Genomic DNA, 15,012 nt, shown 5'->3' with positions numbered 1-15,012 from the left:
TGGCATTGTTTTTCCACGCCCTCTACTTAATTTTAATGATTAAATATTAAGCGCGACAACTAGTCTGACAGAGAGGGTAACCGAAATAGTCGTTTTTTTGCATATATAGAATGTAAAAATATGAGTGAATAATATCAATTCAAATATATAAGCAGATTGGTATTATATAAAAAGTATGAGATCCTCATAAATCAAAGTTATTTTAAATTAATGGTATTAGTTAATGATTACTCGTTAACAAACCTCTGACTTAACTTGTTTATGAAGGCAATGAATACTAATATAATTTCATGACCTTATAACTAAAATTTATTGAGTTAGTTGTTTTAAAATTACTACCAATAATGATTGTGAGCTGTAACTAGATGCCCTATGAAACATTTTTAGATGACTCTACTTCGCTAGTTGAATTTACACGTATTTACTTAGCTATTTTTTATACTTTTGTTGCGGGGTTTTATACATTTAGAATTATTTATAAAAATCGAGATACACCATCAGGCGTTATTTATCCCGGTGATAAATACTGTACTAGTTGGTGGAACCATATGGTTTTTAAATTTTTCAGAGCTGCTATTTGGTTTGTATGTGTAATTAGGGTGTTTGTACCTGAGTTAGATAGTTATCTTGGATTATTCCCAATTCTGAATGGCTGGCCAGGTGTATTATTCGGTGATGTATTATTGACCGCAGGCTTTATTTTAACGATGTTTGTACATTTTCATATGGCAGCACTTTGGCGCTCAGGAATTGATCCCAAGGGACCGCATGAGCTTAAAACATCAGGGCTATATGAATATTCTAGAAACCCGATGTACTTAGGTGTTGTAGCAGCGCAGGTCGGCTTCTTTTTAGCTTTACCTAGTGTATTCAGTTTGACCTGTTTAGTTATTGGTTTTGCAGCTATATATAGACAAACGTTAGTTGAAGAGGCTCATTTAGCTCATCGTTTTTCTACACAATACAAAGAGTATAAACAACTTGTGCCTCGTTGGTTATAGCTTGGGATTAAACTCTAAATATATAGGATTTAAATTAAAGAGTTAGTGGGTTGCTCCATGTTGGATTAATAAATTTCAGCATAACAGGCATAAGCTAGATAACTTCTTTTTGTTCTATATATTTTTTAATAAACTCTTTTTTAGAAACTGCCTTTGAAAAAATGTAGCCTTGGATATAATCGCAAGCAAGCTGCTTTAATAGATCGTATTGTTTTTGTGTTTCTACGCCTTCAGCAACAACCATAACATCTAAATTATGTGCCATAGTAATAATTGCTTTAACGAGAGCGATACTATTATCATTAGATTCAAGGTCATTGATAAACGAGCGATCTATTTTTAAAATATCGATATCTAAACGCTGTAAATATGCAAGAGAAGAGTATCCAACACCAAAGTCATCAATAGCTATATCTATATCAATGGCGCTCAACCGTTTTAATTGTCGCTGTATTGACGAGTCTGGATCCATTAGTGTGTTTTCAGTTACTTCAATTAATATAGTTTTTGCAGGCAGCTGATATTCCCTACTTGCTGCAATCCAATCATCCACCCAACAACCTGCACGATCAATTTCAAGCGGTGATGTATTTACACTTATTTGAATTGTTTTTTTACTCAAAACGTTAAATTGAACGGTATCTTGAATCGCTTGAGATTTTACCCATTGACCGATGTCGTTTATTAACCCATTTTTTTCAGCGACGGGTATAAATTCATTGGGTCCTATTAGGCCTCGGTCAGGATGATTCCAACGAATAAGGGCTTCAGCTTTTGGCACTGATTGTCCATCAATTGAAAATATAGGTTGGTAATATAATTCAAATTGATTATGAGTTATTGCTATGCGTATTTCTTCTATTAGGCGACGTTTTTCTGTGGCTTTTTCTTCAATAGTATACGAGAAAAACTCGTAGCGATTTCGACCTTTATTTTTAGACAAGTACATCGCTTGATCCGCACGTTTAACGAGTTCTTCTACTGTTGAACCATCAGTAGGAAAAAACGTTAAACCTATGCTTGCAGTAACAAATACCGTTTCTTTTTTTATTTTAATACTCTGCATTAAGCTGTTTTTTATAGCTTCGGCAATTTTTGATGCTTCATCTGGACTGTTTACACCCTCTAAAATTAATGTAAATTCGTCTCCGCCTAAACGAGCTACTGTATCTTTACTTGTTATACAGCTTTGAAGCCTGGCTCCTACTTGATGTAATAATAAATCCCCGTAATCATGGCCAAGGCTATCGTTTACTTCTTTAAAACCATCTAAATCTATAAATATAAGTGCGAATTTCATTCCTTCAACACTTACTAAGCTTTGTAGTTTCTCGTAAAAATACCGTCTATTTGGTAAATCGGTTAACCCGTCCTGGTAGGCATATTGTTGCAACTGAATATTTGCATTTTCAAGTTCATTAGTACGGAGCCTTACTTGATTTTCTAATGAGTTTTCTCTTTTTTCGATGTTATATAACATATCGTTAAAACAAGATGTTAACTGTCCGACTTCATCTTGTGATAGTTGTTCTGCGCGTAAACTATAGTCATGTGATGTGGTTATTTTACTGGCTGTTTGTGCTAAATATAAAATGGGGTTTAAAAATTTACGTCTTAATAAAAGAGACAAAATAAGGCTAACCGCAAAGGTAAATACCATCAGGATCATTATAAACTTGGTATAAAAAGTGATTCTTTCTTTAATGTAGCTGTCGTTAGCACGTATCTTTAACACACCATAATTATACATATCAAGTTGAAGCAAAGTATTAACTTCAATGCTTTGCTCTGTTTGTGTATTTTCGGAGTGTGCAATAGCTAATTGTTCACCAGTCGTACTCATTACCATTATACTAATGACATCTGCTCGCATCAGTATTGGGTTTATAAGTTCTTGTACTGCGTCTATATCGTCAAACATAAGTGCGGTAGTTATATTGGGTGAAAGCATTTTTGACAGAGAACCTAAGCTTTCTATTTGCTCCTCTTTAGCGCTGCTGATCTCATAAGCACTAAATACAATGGTTACTGTCGCGGTTGATACAAGTGCAACACTCATTAAGATGAATAATAATTTTTTACTTATTGTATTGAGTGAAAATAGTTTTTTCATTACATTACCTTTCTACAACGCGGGCTAGGCGTAGTACTTTTGAACTCATAGTAATGCCTGCATCTTTAAGCTGTTGTGGTGCAATTTCAAAGCGAATTTTACCACTGGAAAGAAAGAATTTGATATGGCCGCCATTTTCAATAAATGAGTCTGTTTCACCAATGACCATAATATTTTTTAGATCTAAAGGAGTTATGTTTTGCCATTGAGCAAATGTATCCGAGGTAATAAATAGCATGTTACACGCAGAAGTTGAAACTTCATCAAGAGTAATTAATTTGTTGTATAGAGGTAAGTTTTTTATCGTGCGATTTTTTAAAGCGGTATTAGCCACATTAATAAAGTATTTATCAGGGCTACAAATAGTAAATTCATTAAGGGATTCTAACTGATAATCCCAGTGTCCAAAACGTGCAAAGTTATATAAGAAACCTGCTTTTAACATGTATTCTTTTTCAACAGCGCTAACGCTGGCACTAAAAAGTGTCAATGTTATTAAGCTACTGTGAATTAGACTTCTTAACTTAATCATCTAATTAACTTAGAAATTTGCTGAAATAGTGAATGTAATACATTCATCAATATAGTTCGGTAATGTATAGGTTTCGCGCGTATTGTTGTACTCAATATGTGAACCTGAAAATAGGTTTTTACCTGAAATTGCAGTAGACCACACTGGAGTAGCCTGCCAATTCCAACTAATATCTAACGTTGTGTAATTATCGGTGTTATATGCATTGGAGTTTACTGATCGTAATGTCGCAAATACATTATGGTCATCTAAGAATGTATAATCGGCTTTTACAAATAACTGCCTGTTTTTAGAGTCATAGCCGATAGCCGGTTCTACTCTTGGAGGTAAGTCGTAATTATAGTCAGTATAGCTATAGCCAAACTCAGTATTGAGGTTATCAACTGGTTGCCATGATACAACTAGGTCGAACCCTTTAGTGGTTGTGTCTGCTACAGATGCAAAGTCTAAATCTAAGCGAGTCATTGTTAGTGCTTGAAAGACTTCTGGAATTCTCCCTGCTAGAAATAAATCGAGTATAGGAATGAATTGCTCAGCATGAGTATTCATATCAATAACCGCTACATTTTTAGCATCAGTATAATAAGACGATAAATCTAACGACCAGTCGTTAGTTGTAAATCGGTAGCCTAATTCATACGATAGATAGTTTTCTGACTTAACATTGTCATTACCATTTAGGTATGTTGGAATTCTATAGTTGTCTATTTGTTCAAAGCCTGAACTGATACCCGCTAGGTTTATTACTTTTGTACCATTAACTTTAAAGTTATCGTTAAACTCAATTAGAGTAGGGGTTCGAACACTTCGTGATACAGCACCCCATACAATGTTGTTGTCGGCTGGCTTATAAATAAGTCTTGCTGATGGTTGATTTTCCCACCCAGTTAAATCGTTATGGTCAAGTTTAGTACCAATAATAAAGTCAAGGGTATCAGGAATCACATTGTACTGAGCTTGGACAAGTGCACCATATTGTGTGAGGTTATCGAAGTCTTTATCACTATCTAAAAATACGCTTTCTGCGAAAGATATAGAATTGTATCGGTAGTTTAAGCCCCAATCTAGTTGTAGAGATTGATATATAAAGTTCATCTGATAATCAATATCTATCGATTGAAAGTCTTCTTTAATATAATTTTGAGAGCCATTTTGTTTAAGCCAAGAAACTTGTAGCATCTGGTTTGCATCTGGCGACATTCTATTTTCTAACCTTGCCATTATGCGTGAGTCTGTTCGTTTTAAATCATCCGAAAATGCAATGTTTGCGTTGGTTTCATCTATAACGCCTCGATAGTTTTGGCCAAGTTTTGAGTGAGTTATATCGCCTTGAAGTAGTGCTGACCACTCATCACTAGGGGTAAAGTCAGCCCTAAAACCTAAAGAATTTTGCTTGGTTGTATCGCTTGGAGTGAGTGAAATTCCTTTTTTTGACTCATTGGCATCTTTTAAGTGGCCGTAAACTCGGTAACTTCCTTTGTTACTTATATCTCCACCATAGCGAAGGTTTGCATCAGCATTTATTTGGTTACCAGTGGTTATATTTGCGTATCCACCGCGAGTATCAATACTATTTTTAGTGATAATATTAATAACGCCATTATTTGCATTACTTCCCCAAAGTAACCCGCCTTGCCCGCGTATTACCTCAATGCGTTCAATATCGTACAAAGGCACGTTTAGGGTTTCCCAGTAAACTGCCGCAAATTTTGGGGTATACAAGCTTTGCCCATCAATCATTACTAACAGTTTGCTTGAAAAACGAGAGGCAATGCCTCTTGATGAAATAGCCCATTGGTTGTTATCGAGCTGGCGTACAATTAAACCAGGCACCATTTTGAGTGCTTCGGGAACAGAGGTTGCTCCAGATTTAGTAATTTGTTCTTTACTTAAAACATAAATAGATGAAGCGGTATCAAATGCTGATTGCGCTCTTTTCATTGCAGAAGTTGCTTGCACATCCATGCCCATTAAAGCATCAAGATCAAGGTCTTCGTCTTCAAACGGCTCAGCCGCTAAAAGTGGGCAAACAAAAAGTAACGGCCAAAATAAACGTTGTGATATTTTCACCCAAAAGTCTCCAGCGCAATCAAAAAATCAAAAACAGTCATTGTTTTTGTAAAACATGTGATATCACACAATGTTAACATATATTAGCAATGTAAAAGTATAATTACGATTAAATCAAACAAATCAATTTTGTAGTTATTAAATTTTTATTACACGTTACGAATTGTAAAAAAAATCTGGAAATAAAGTATACAGCCTTCATATAAATATTTTCAGCAGAGTAAGCAAAGAGGAAGTTACTGATAGCTATCAGTTATATAAGTTGAAAGTTAGTCTATTTTAGAAGGATTTAAAAGCACTTTTAGGTCATTAATATTTTAGACCATGTTTTTATAAAGGTAGAGAGAGTGGCATAAAAATAAAATTTTAATGTAACGTTAAATTAACTATTGTTGAGTACTTAATTCTCTTTGCTTTTATTAAAGGTATATAGAATACTTAAATTCGCTTGGTTTTGCTTTGAAGGCACCAAAGTATGATGAAAAATGAATTAATTAATGTAGAAGAAGTTCTCGATTTAATGCTTGATGCCGTATGTGTGGTAGATAAACAAGGCACATTTGTTTTTGTCAGTGCCGCATTTGAGCAAATTTTTGGTTATACGGCAGATGAAGTTGTTGGCAAAAAAATGATTAACTATGTTTACGAAGGTGATCATTATAAAACACATAACGCTGTAGCTACGCTATTGTCTGGCGAAACGGTAAACCCTCGCTTTGAAAACCGATGGATAAGGAAAGATGGTCAAATAGTTCATATACTATGGTCTGTTCGTTGGTCAGAGCAACATCAAGTAAGAATTGCTGTAGCGCACGACATAACTGAGCGTAAAATAATGGAAGAACAATTGTATTATCTGGCAGGCCACGATGTACTTACCGGCTTACCTAATCGCTCGTTATTAATGGATAGATTGCAAAGCACGCTAATAAAAGCACAAAGAAACGATTCATTTTTTTCATTACTATTTATCGACATAGACGGCTTTAAAGCTGTTAACGATACTTACGGCCATAGTGTGGGAGATAAACTATTGCACAGCATTGCTATTAGGCTCTCTAGTGTCATTAGAGAGTACGATACAGTTGGGCGTTTAGGGGGAGATGAATTTTTGATTATTTTAGATAATTTAAAATCACTAACCGAGGCTGACTTTATAAAATTAAAATTGCTTGCCCAATTTAAAGCGACATTTACACTTGATGAATTAAGCTTAAATATCTCACCTAGTATTGGTATTGCAAACTACCCCGAGCACGGTCAAACAGATCACGAACTTATAAAACATGCTGACCAAGCGATGTACAAAAATAAACAACGAGGCCTAGACAACGTAGCCTATTTACCTTAATACCGACGTTGATTTTTCACCTTAAACTAACTCATGACCACAACACCTTTCGCTACAGTATCTTACTTGTCGCCATATTTTTAATATCACTTTGCCAGTGCTGTGCTAAAAAATCTATAAATGCTCTTACAACAGTTTGTTGGTAGTTTCTTGATAAATAAACTGCCCATAAATTATGCCCTGGTGAGTAATACTCAGGTAAAACCTCAACGAGTTCGCCACTCCTCAAATAAGGATTAGCTAAATCGCATGGAATATTAGCAATCCCCATTCCTTTAACTGCAGCTTTAACTAATACGGTCATTTCGTTTGATTGCAAATTGCCACTTACGTCAATTTGTTCATTACTTTTACTCGATAATATTCGCCATTTAGCCGCGCTGCTATGCACTAAGCAATTATGATTAAGTAAATCTTGTGGCTCGTTTAGCAAAGGTGATTTAGCTAAATAGGTTTTTGATGCACATAACACACTATCTATATGCATGAGTTTACGCGCAATAAGCTGCTCACTAGGTTGATCAATATAACGCAGCGCCACATCAACACGTTCATCAACCAATTGCGACAAGTTATCCGAAAGTACAAGTTGAATATTAGTTTGAGGATGAATAGCAGTAAATTGCTCCACCATATCAAATAACAAGTTTTGGCCAAGCCCAATAGGAGAGGCGATTCGAATTGTGCCCACCAGCTCATTATTATGGCTATGCGCTCTGCTTTGTAAATCAGACACCGTACTGAGTATTTGTTGGCAGTAAATAAGTGCTTCTTCGCCCTGAATGGTCAAGCTTACTTTACGTGTGGTTCTATGAAATAGCCTGAGTGAAAGCCATTGCTCTATTTCTTGTACATGGCGAGTTACTTGTAAACGGCTTAACTCTAAATGCTCGGCTGATTTAGTAAAGCTGCCACAGCGGGCAACTTCAACAAAACTCGTAATTGCGGTTATTTTATCCATTGGTAACTTACTTTGAACTAATATATGTCTTAACTGTGTATTTATCACTTTAAGTAGTGCAAGTAAACTAACTTTATCAACTTAACAGATAGAGAAACGATAATGAAAATAGCAGTTTTAGGCGCAACAGGCTGGATTGGCAGCACAATAGTACAACAAGCAACTAAACGTGGTTTAGAAGTAATTAGCATTGTACGCGATGCCGCAAAAGTAACTGATAACACAGCCGTTCGTGTATTTGATTTACAAAGCCAAGATAGCATTGCATCAGTACTTGAAGGCGTTGATGTTGTTATTGCTTCGGTAGGCGGTCGAGCAAGTGGCAATCACGAACTTGTAGCGCAAACAGCAGAGCGTTTACTTAACGCACTTAATAATACTAATACACGTTTATTGTGGGTGGGTGGTGCAGGTAGCTTAGAAGTAGCACCTGGAGTTACGCTTGTATCAACACCAGAGTTTCCTGATGAATATAAAGCCGAAGCGCTAGCACAAGGTGAAGCACTTAAAGTATTTAAAACAACAACTAGCTCTGCTTCGTGGACGTTTGTAAGCCCTGCTGCAATTATTTATCCGGGTGATAATGAAGGCGATTACCGTATTGGCAACAATACATTTTTTACTAATGACGCAGGCGAAAGCAAAGTTTCGGTCACTGATTACGCAACAGCAATGGTTGATGAAGCGCAAAATGCGGCGCATGTAAATCAGCATATTAGTATTGCCTACTAGCCTAATTATCAATCAAAAGCGTTTGATTATTTAGATATAACAATACTGGCTCATAAGGCTAAAATAATTTAATCTGAGTATATTAATCTTTATTAAATTATTTGCCTTATGAGCCTTATTTTTTCCCTTGCGTTAGCAAGTCTTCCCGCTTTACCAGAGCCTGTTGCCAATAATGCGGTAGCTAAAGTAACAGCACAAAACCAAACCTATTTTTTAAGCTTTATGGGGCTGGGCCGCGATAAACAGCATTCGTCAGTGCATAACAAAGTGTGGGCGCTTAAAATTGGCGATTCACAGTGGCAATCTAAAACTGGCGTGCCTTCAAGTTTGCCACTAAAAGGGCGCTTAGCTAGTACCGCAGTGGGTTTAGGTGAGTACGCCTATGTGTTTGGCGGCTATACGGTAGCAGAGGATCATACTGAAGTTTCAAGCCCAGACGTATATAAGTACGACGTAATAAAAGATACTTACACCCACCTTGCGAGCATGCCAGTACCCGTAGACGACAGCGTAGCGCTAAGTTATAAAGCGCGTTACATTTACTTAATTAGCGGCTGGCATAACGACGGCAACGTAAATTTAGTACAAGTGTACGACACACAAAATAATACATGGCAACAAGCCTCGCCATTTTTAGGAGAGCCTGTATTTGGCCAAGCCGCTGCGATTAGCGGTAATACCATTGTTATTTGTGATGGTGTTAAAACACAAGCTAATCCTGATTCGCGTCGCTCGTTTGCAGGCGTAGCACAGTGCTTAAAAGGCTCTATAGATTCAACTAATCCACAAAAAATAGATTGGCGCACGCTGCCACACCCAACGGGCACCGCTCACTATCGAATGGCAGCCACCAGCTATAACGGCAATATTTATATGCTGGCAGGCTCTAATAACCCATATAACTACGGTGCAATAGGCTACGACGGTAAACCTGCACCAGCAAGCAATCATGTTTGGCGCTTTAGTGTTGATAAAAACGAATGGCAGGTTTTATCACCGGTTGACGTAAAAAGTATGGATCACCGTGGTTTACTTGAGCACAACGGTGTTTTATACCGAATTGGCGGTATTGATAATAACCAGCAAGTAAGTGCTAACGTACTCGGTTACGAGGTTCAAAAATGAACACCCTTTACATTACCGGGGCGGGAGTCAGCGCAGCCAGTGGTATTCCCACATTTCGAGGTGAGGATGGTTACTGGACCATAGGCAGTAAAAATTATACGCCTATGGAAATGGCAACACGCGCAATGTACCAAAACGCTCCTAAAGAGTTTTTAGCGTGGTATTACCATCGCTTTGCGACGTATCGTAACCATGGCCCAAACGACGTGCACCATTGGTTGAGTAATAAAAACTTAATCACTCAAAACATAGATGGGCTTGATGGTAAAGCAGGTAATAAAAACTACATTGCTATTCATGGCAGGCTTGATCAAATGACCTTATTTCATGAGCAAGGCGACGACGTAACGCCATTTACCGCTCCGTGGGAAAACGTTGATGAAAGCTGCTTGCACAACTCATTATTTGAAGTGTTTAATATTAAAAACCAAGCACCTGAGCTTAGTCATTCTTTTAAACCCTTTGTTTTATTGTTTGATGAGTACTACACCGAGCTTTATAGAATTAGCGAAGCGCAAAAGCGTATGAGCAACGCCGATAAAATCGTATTTATGGGCACCTCGTTTAGCGTTAATATTACGCAAATGGCAATTGAAATAGCCCGCGATTACAACATTCCCATTGAAGTTGTAGACCCCGAACCAGCTCATATATTACACCCTAATGTAAGCTATAAAAAAATGACGGCACTGGAGTACATTCAAAACAACTAAAGTAAGCGCGTTATGAGTATTTAACGCGCAACCTTTAATGTTATTTACAATTTTGCAAAGTTTTTATCTCTCCAGTTATACATGTTGTTCTATAATATTAATTAGCAAAAGCAATCGCTTTATAAAAACATAATAATATACAAGAGACATAAATGAGTGATTTAACCGCAATAGCCAATTTATCAATACTTTTAGTAGAACCTTCAGACGTTCAACAAAAAATAATTATAAAATCGTTATTAGATAGTGGCGTTAAACAAGTAGAAACGGCAACCACACAAGAGCAAACATTAGCACTGCTTATTAAATACCAACCAGATTTAGTAATAAGCGCCATGTATTTGGCCGATGGAACAGCCGACACCTTATTGCAAAAAATCAGATCAAACCCAAGCACCGAGCATCAACCGTTTATGCTTGTATCAAGCGAGCGAAATAAAAAGTATTTAGAGCAACTTCGTCAATCGGGTGTATTAGCCATTTTACCAAAGCCTTTTAGTGCAACCGCTATTACACGGGCACTTAAAGCCACGCTAGACATAATTAGTGAAGAAGAAGTAGAGCTTGAACATTTCGATGTAACATTACTACGGGTGCTCGTTGTAGATGACAGTCCCTTTGCACGCAAGCACATTATTCGCGTACTTGCCGGTATGGGAATACCTGCACCAGTAGAAGCTGAAAACGGCAAAGAAGCTATTGAGCACTTAAATAATCAATCGTTTGATTTAATAGTAACCGACTACAACATGCCCGAAATGGACGGACGCGAACTAACCGAAGCCGTTAGAAGCTCAAATAGCTACTCGCATATTCCTATTTTAATGGTGAGCTCAGAAGCTAACGAAACACATCTAGCAAATATTGCCCAAGCAGGTGTTGATGCAATTTGTGATAAACCATTTGAGCCTGCAACAGTAAAAGACTTATTGTTTAAAATAATGTCTTAAAACAAGGCCTTAAAGCAAGCTCTTAAAATAATGCCTTAAAAATAACGCTAAGCGTAGGGCGATGATTATTTCCCTACGCTTACCTTTAAGGCAAATTTACTCTTACAGCTTTCCTAATCTATAAATAAGTAATGCGGTTTTTTTAATGTTTTTATCAAGGCTGGTTAAATCGGCTGTTTCGTTTTTAGTGTGCGCGCCGCTGCCCATTAAGCCCAAACCATCAAGCGCCATATCAACATGGCTTGCCGCAAACGAAATGTCTGCAGCGCCTGCATTACGTGGGTTTGCGGCTACTACTTTGTTAAAGCCTAAGTCGTGGCTTGCGTCGCTGTACAATTCTAATAGCTTTTTATTGCCATCAGTTAATGCCATTGGTGGGTAACCATCTTCAAAAATAAGCTCAGCTTTACTACCATTTAAACTGTTGCTAGCAATGAGTTGCATTGACCTTTTTGCGTTTTCGAATTGTTTTGGCGAAAGTGCACGTAAATCACCTGCAACATGCACGGTTTGTGCTATTACGTTACTTTTACCAAACGCCGTTGCTGACGAGTTAGCACTGTCGTAGTCGGCATTGGTACCGCCCACAATAAGCCCAGGATTAAATGTTAAATTAGGTTGCGTGGCAAGTTGCTCTCTAAAATCATTTAAAATACGCGATGCCTCGTAAATAGCGCCATAACCAACGCTTTCGCTAAATATTTGTGACGAATGCGCTGCATTTGCCGTTACGTTTAGCGTCCAGCCGGTATAACCACGGCGCGCCGCCATTGCGGTTTTTATATTGTTATCGCCATTTTCATAGCCAAGCGCTACGTCAGCCCAAATTGCGGCATCAACAATAGCTTGTTTAGATAAGCTAAGCGGGCGGCCGCTGCTTTCTTCATCGCCAGTCAATAATACTTTTATGCTTACATTTTCGAGCAAATTAAGGGCTTGTAAGCTTTTAAGCGCAGTAATTATAATCGTGTTACCGCCTTTCATATCGGCAACGCCTGGGCCACTGGCTGTATCGGCATCAAGCTGTTTATAGGTAGTAAAGTTATCGTTTTTGGCAAATACCGTATCTAGATGGCCGATCATCAGTATTTTTATTGCATCGGGGTTTTCACTCTCATGGGTTGCTAATACATGCCCTGCGCGGTTAAACGCACTGCCATCAAGCCATTCTACTTTAAAACCAATGGATTTAAGCTGCTCGCTTGTCAGCGCACCTACTTTTTTTACACCTTCAATATTAAGCGAACCGCTATTAATATTTACGGCTTGCTCTATTTCTTTAAGTGCTTGGGGAATATTTTTATCGACCTGTTTTATTATTTCACGCTCGTTTTTATCAAGCGCCGCGTGGCTTGTAAGCGGCAAGGTACTAGCAAGTGTGAGGATAAGTGCATGGCTAAACTTTAAAAATGACATAACAGCATAATAAGTGAGAAATAAGAGTATTTAATATGAAGTAAAAATACAGAGGATTCAATAGAAAGAGATTGTGATTTTTAACTAATTTTATAAGTAATAACAAGTTACAAGTTTAAGGGTTATAGGGTGAACGCGTTATTAGTTTAAACACAGGTATTTAAAATATGATTTGTTAATTAATAATCAACGAGTATAACTAATCAGCTATACGTCTGATATTACTGATCTCCCTCGTTTTGGAGTTTTGCTGCATTTAGGGAAGGCAAGACGAAGCTAACTAACTGTTTACACTTGTTTGTTATATGGTTAGGATGAAATTAGTATTAAATAGGGATATTTGTCGGTTTGTAAAACGAAAAATGTCGTAGAATAAATTGTTAACTATCTTTTGGCAACGGAGTGAATTTTGACTATAGAAACATGTTATATGTGTGATAGGCCAAAAACCTCTGGAGAGCATGTACCTCCTAAATGCTTGTTCCCTGAAAATAAAGATTTGGAGTCTGGTGAAAATTTTAGGAAAAATTTAATAAAAGTTCCTTCATGTGACGAGCATAACTCAGCTAAATCACGAGATGATGAATTCATGCTAATAACGTTTGCATCTAGTATGGCGGCTGAAAAAGGGAGTGGTTCCCTACAAAATTTAAAGTTGAAGCGGATTCTAGATAGAAAACTATACGTTTTTACTGAGTTGTTAAAAAACTCTACGCCAGTTCCATTGCTTGATAATAAAAATAATGCTTTCGAAACATGTATTTATTCACTTGATCGACAAAGGTTTATGAATCAGATAGAAGCAGTAGCAAATGGGATTTACTTTCATCATTTAAAGCGAAAAGTAACGGGTAAAACTGTAGTTAATCCAATAGAAGGCTTCCAAACAACAAGTATTCAGCAGAATCATCACAATGCTAAAACCAAACAATTTGCAAAAATGCTTTTTCCTGATATGCCAATTTATGGTGATAACCCAGATATTTTTTATTATCAGGTTACGGAAGATAAACCTGAAATGATTATGAAGTTGGTATTTTATAAAAACATTGAGTTTATCGCTGTATTTAATGGCTAAATATATATAATTAACAGGGTCTTATAGTCAATTTCGTAACAGTTGGCTCGTTCCGCTTCGTTTCACATTTTAGCTAACTGCTATTCACCGCTTAAGGCGGCGTTGAGGCTGTAGAATTACTTTTTTAAGAAAAACAGCCTGTTTTGTGGGTTAAAAAATGCATTACCTAATGCTTTTGAAGCGCTTAGAGTTGATTACAGGAGCTCGCTTTTTAATTTAATTTGGATGTTGGAGTTATTCTATAGTCTCGTTATGTGTTTTCGGGTTCACTTTACAAATCGAGGTTAGGAGGTAAGTTGAAACTAGTTACATTTATTATGTCAGAATCTGATCTTTCAAAAGATAGGCACGGTTCTGTACAAGAAGCCGCTACTGAGGCTTGTAAGAAGTTGACTGATTCAGGCTATAAAGGTGAATTTGAACTTGTACCATTTAGGTTTAAAGGTGTTGGGAAGAAGTACAGATCTGAATACATTGATTACACTAAATTTATTTTAAAACAGGATACGATTAATATATCGGTTGAGTGTGAATATGGTGAAGTTAAATCTATATTGGACATCCCTAAAAATACCTGAATTATTTATTTGAGATTATATAATGGCAACAATTCGAGATATTATTAAAACGTGCTCAAGTACAATTTTAGATACAGATTTATCAATTATATTTAAAAAACTAATTCAGTGGGTAATTGTACCTGTACTACTTTTATTCATTTTGGGTTTCCTGGTCAGTAAATATAACGATTACAAACGCTCAAGTTATTGTGAGGCGCAAGGTGTATCCGAGTATTATTGTGATTCATTCATACAGAATGGCGGAGACTAAAAAACACATGGCAAGGTGGTTAATGTGAACTGAAACAGTGGGCTACTATTCTCTTTGCTACAGGTAGTGTTTAGAAATCTGTGTCATTTCAGTATTATTAAGAAAACAGGAGTGACACATGACTCAATCTTTCGATTTC

Annotated in this window: 13 protein-coding genes; 8 read left to right on the top strand and 5 right to left on the bottom strand. The window is 36.9% G+C overall.

All coding sequences use genetic code 11. The features are described 5' to 3' along the window. Window positions 1-365 precede the first annotated feature (365 nt). On the top strand, window positions 366-1,001 hold the full coding sequence (locus I6F53_RS18730; RefSeq protein WP_166421904.1) for a methyltransferase family protein: 636 nt from the start codon (window positions 366-368) through the stop codon (window positions 999-1,001). Window positions 1,002-1,095: 94 nt separating this feature from the next. Here I6F53_RS18730 and I6F53_RS18725 read toward each other — a convergent pair whose 3' ends face one another. The 3 genes from I6F53_RS18725 to I6F53_RS18715 are packed head-to-tail and all read right to left on the bottom strand — an operon-like array spanning window position 1,096 to window position 5,716. Further along, window positions 1,096-3,114 (bottom strand): EAL domain-containing protein, encoded by a 2,019-nt coding sequence (locus I6F53_RS18725; protein WP_197240766.1) that lies wholly within the window; start codon window positions 3,112-3,114, stop codon window positions 1,096-1,098. Window positions 3,115-3,118: 4 nt separating this feature from the next. Continuing rightward, on the bottom strand, window positions 3,119-3,646 hold the full coding sequence (locus I6F53_RS18720; RefSeq protein WP_197240765.1) for a YfiR family protein: 528 nt from the start codon (window positions 3,644-3,646) through the stop codon (window positions 3,119-3,121). Between the two features lie 9 nt (window positions 3,647-3,655). Next, window positions 3,656-5,716 (bottom strand): TonB-dependent receptor plug domain-containing protein, encoded by a 2,061-nt coding sequence (locus tag I6F53_RS18715; protein WP_197240764.1) that lies wholly within the window; start codon window positions 5,714-5,716, stop codon window positions 3,656-3,658. A 475-nt stretch (window positions 5,717-6,191) separates the two neighbouring features. On the opposite strand from I6F53_RS18715, the gene I6F53_RS18710 reads away from it, so the two are divergent. Continuing rightward, the gene (locus tag I6F53_RS18710) at window positions 6,192-7,067 is read left to right on the top strand and encodes a diguanylate cyclase domain-containing protein (protein WP_197240763.1); all 876 of its coding nucleotides are present in this window, start codon (window positions 6,192-6,194) and stop codon (window positions 7,065-7,067) included. A 52-nt stretch (window positions 7,068-7,119) separates the two neighbouring features. Here the strand turns inward: I6F53_RS18710 and I6F53_RS18705 are convergent, their stop codons facing one another. After that, window positions 7,120-8,028, bottom strand: coding sequence for a LysR family transcriptional regulator (locus I6F53_RS18705; protein ID WP_197240762.1), 909 nt, complete (start codon window positions 8,026-8,028; stop codon window positions 7,120-7,122). 102 nt (window positions 8,029-8,130) lie between these two features. Here I6F53_RS18705 and I6F53_RS18700 point away from each other — a divergent pair, with 102 nt between their 5' ends. The 4 genes from I6F53_RS18700 (at window position 8,131) to I6F53_RS18685 (ending at window position 11,548) form a co-directional block, all read left to right on the top strand. After that, on the top strand, window positions 8,131-8,760 hold the full coding sequence (locus I6F53_RS18700) for an NAD(P)-dependent oxidoreductase (RefSeq protein WP_197240761.1): 630 nt from the start codon (window positions 8,131-8,133) through the stop codon (window positions 8,758-8,760). 108 nt (window positions 8,761-8,868) lie between these two features. Then, window positions 8,869-9,885, top strand: a complete 1,017-nt coding sequence (locus tag I6F53_RS18695; RefSeq protein WP_197240760.1) for a Kelch repeat-containing protein — start codon at window positions 8,869-8,871, stop codon at window positions 9,883-9,885. After that, window positions 9,882-10,598: an SIR2 family NAD-dependent protein deacylase gene (locus I6F53_RS18690; RefSeq protein ID WP_197240759.1), complete on the top strand. Its 717-nt coding sequence runs from the start codon at window positions 9,882-9,884 to the stop codon at window positions 10,596-10,598. The genes I6F53_RS18695 and I6F53_RS18690 overlap by 4 nt, the downstream gene beginning before the upstream one ends. Window positions 10,599-10,750: 152 nt before the next feature. Further along, window positions 10,751-11,548 (top strand): response regulator, encoded by a 798-nt coding sequence (locus tag I6F53_RS18685; protein WP_197240758.1) that lies wholly within the window; start codon window positions 10,751-10,753, stop codon window positions 11,546-11,548. A gap of 102 nt (window positions 11,549-11,650) precedes the next feature. Here the strand turns inward: I6F53_RS18685 and I6F53_RS18680 are convergent, their stop codons facing one another. Continuing rightward, window positions 11,651-12,964 carry a M20/M25/M40 family metallo-hydrolase gene (locus I6F53_RS18680; protein WP_197240757.1) on the bottom strand — a complete coding sequence of 438 codons (1,314 nt, stop codon included), beginning with the start codon at window positions 12,962-12,964 and terminating at the stop codon, window positions 11,651-11,653. A gap of 409 nt (window positions 12,965-13,373) precedes the next feature. On the opposite strand from I6F53_RS18680, the gene I6F53_RS18675 reads away from it, so the two are divergent. Both I6F53_RS18675 and I6F53_RS18670 read left to right on the top strand, forming a co-directional pair. Continuing rightward, on the top strand, window positions 13,374-14,042 hold the full coding sequence (locus I6F53_RS18675; RefSeq protein ID WP_197240755.1) for a hypothetical protein: 669 nt from the start codon (window positions 13,374-13,376) through the stop codon (window positions 14,040-14,042). 296 nt (window positions 14,043-14,338) lie between these two features. Next, window positions 14,339-14,620 carry a hypothetical protein gene (locus tag I6F53_RS18670; RefSeq protein ID WP_197240754.1) on the top strand — a complete coding sequence of 94 codons (282 nt, stop codon included), beginning with the start codon at window positions 14,339-14,341 and terminating at the stop codon, window positions 14,618-14,620. The last annotated feature ends 392 nt before the right edge of the window (window positions 14,621-15,012 follow it).

Source organism: Pseudoalteromonas sp. SWN29 (assembly GCF_015864465.1).
In the GTDB taxonomy this organism is placed as follows: domain Bacteria; phylum Pseudomonadota; class Gammaproteobacteria; order Enterobacterales; family Alteromonadaceae; genus Pseudoalteromonas.
This window is presented reverse-complemented; position numbering and strand designations above follow the sequence as displayed.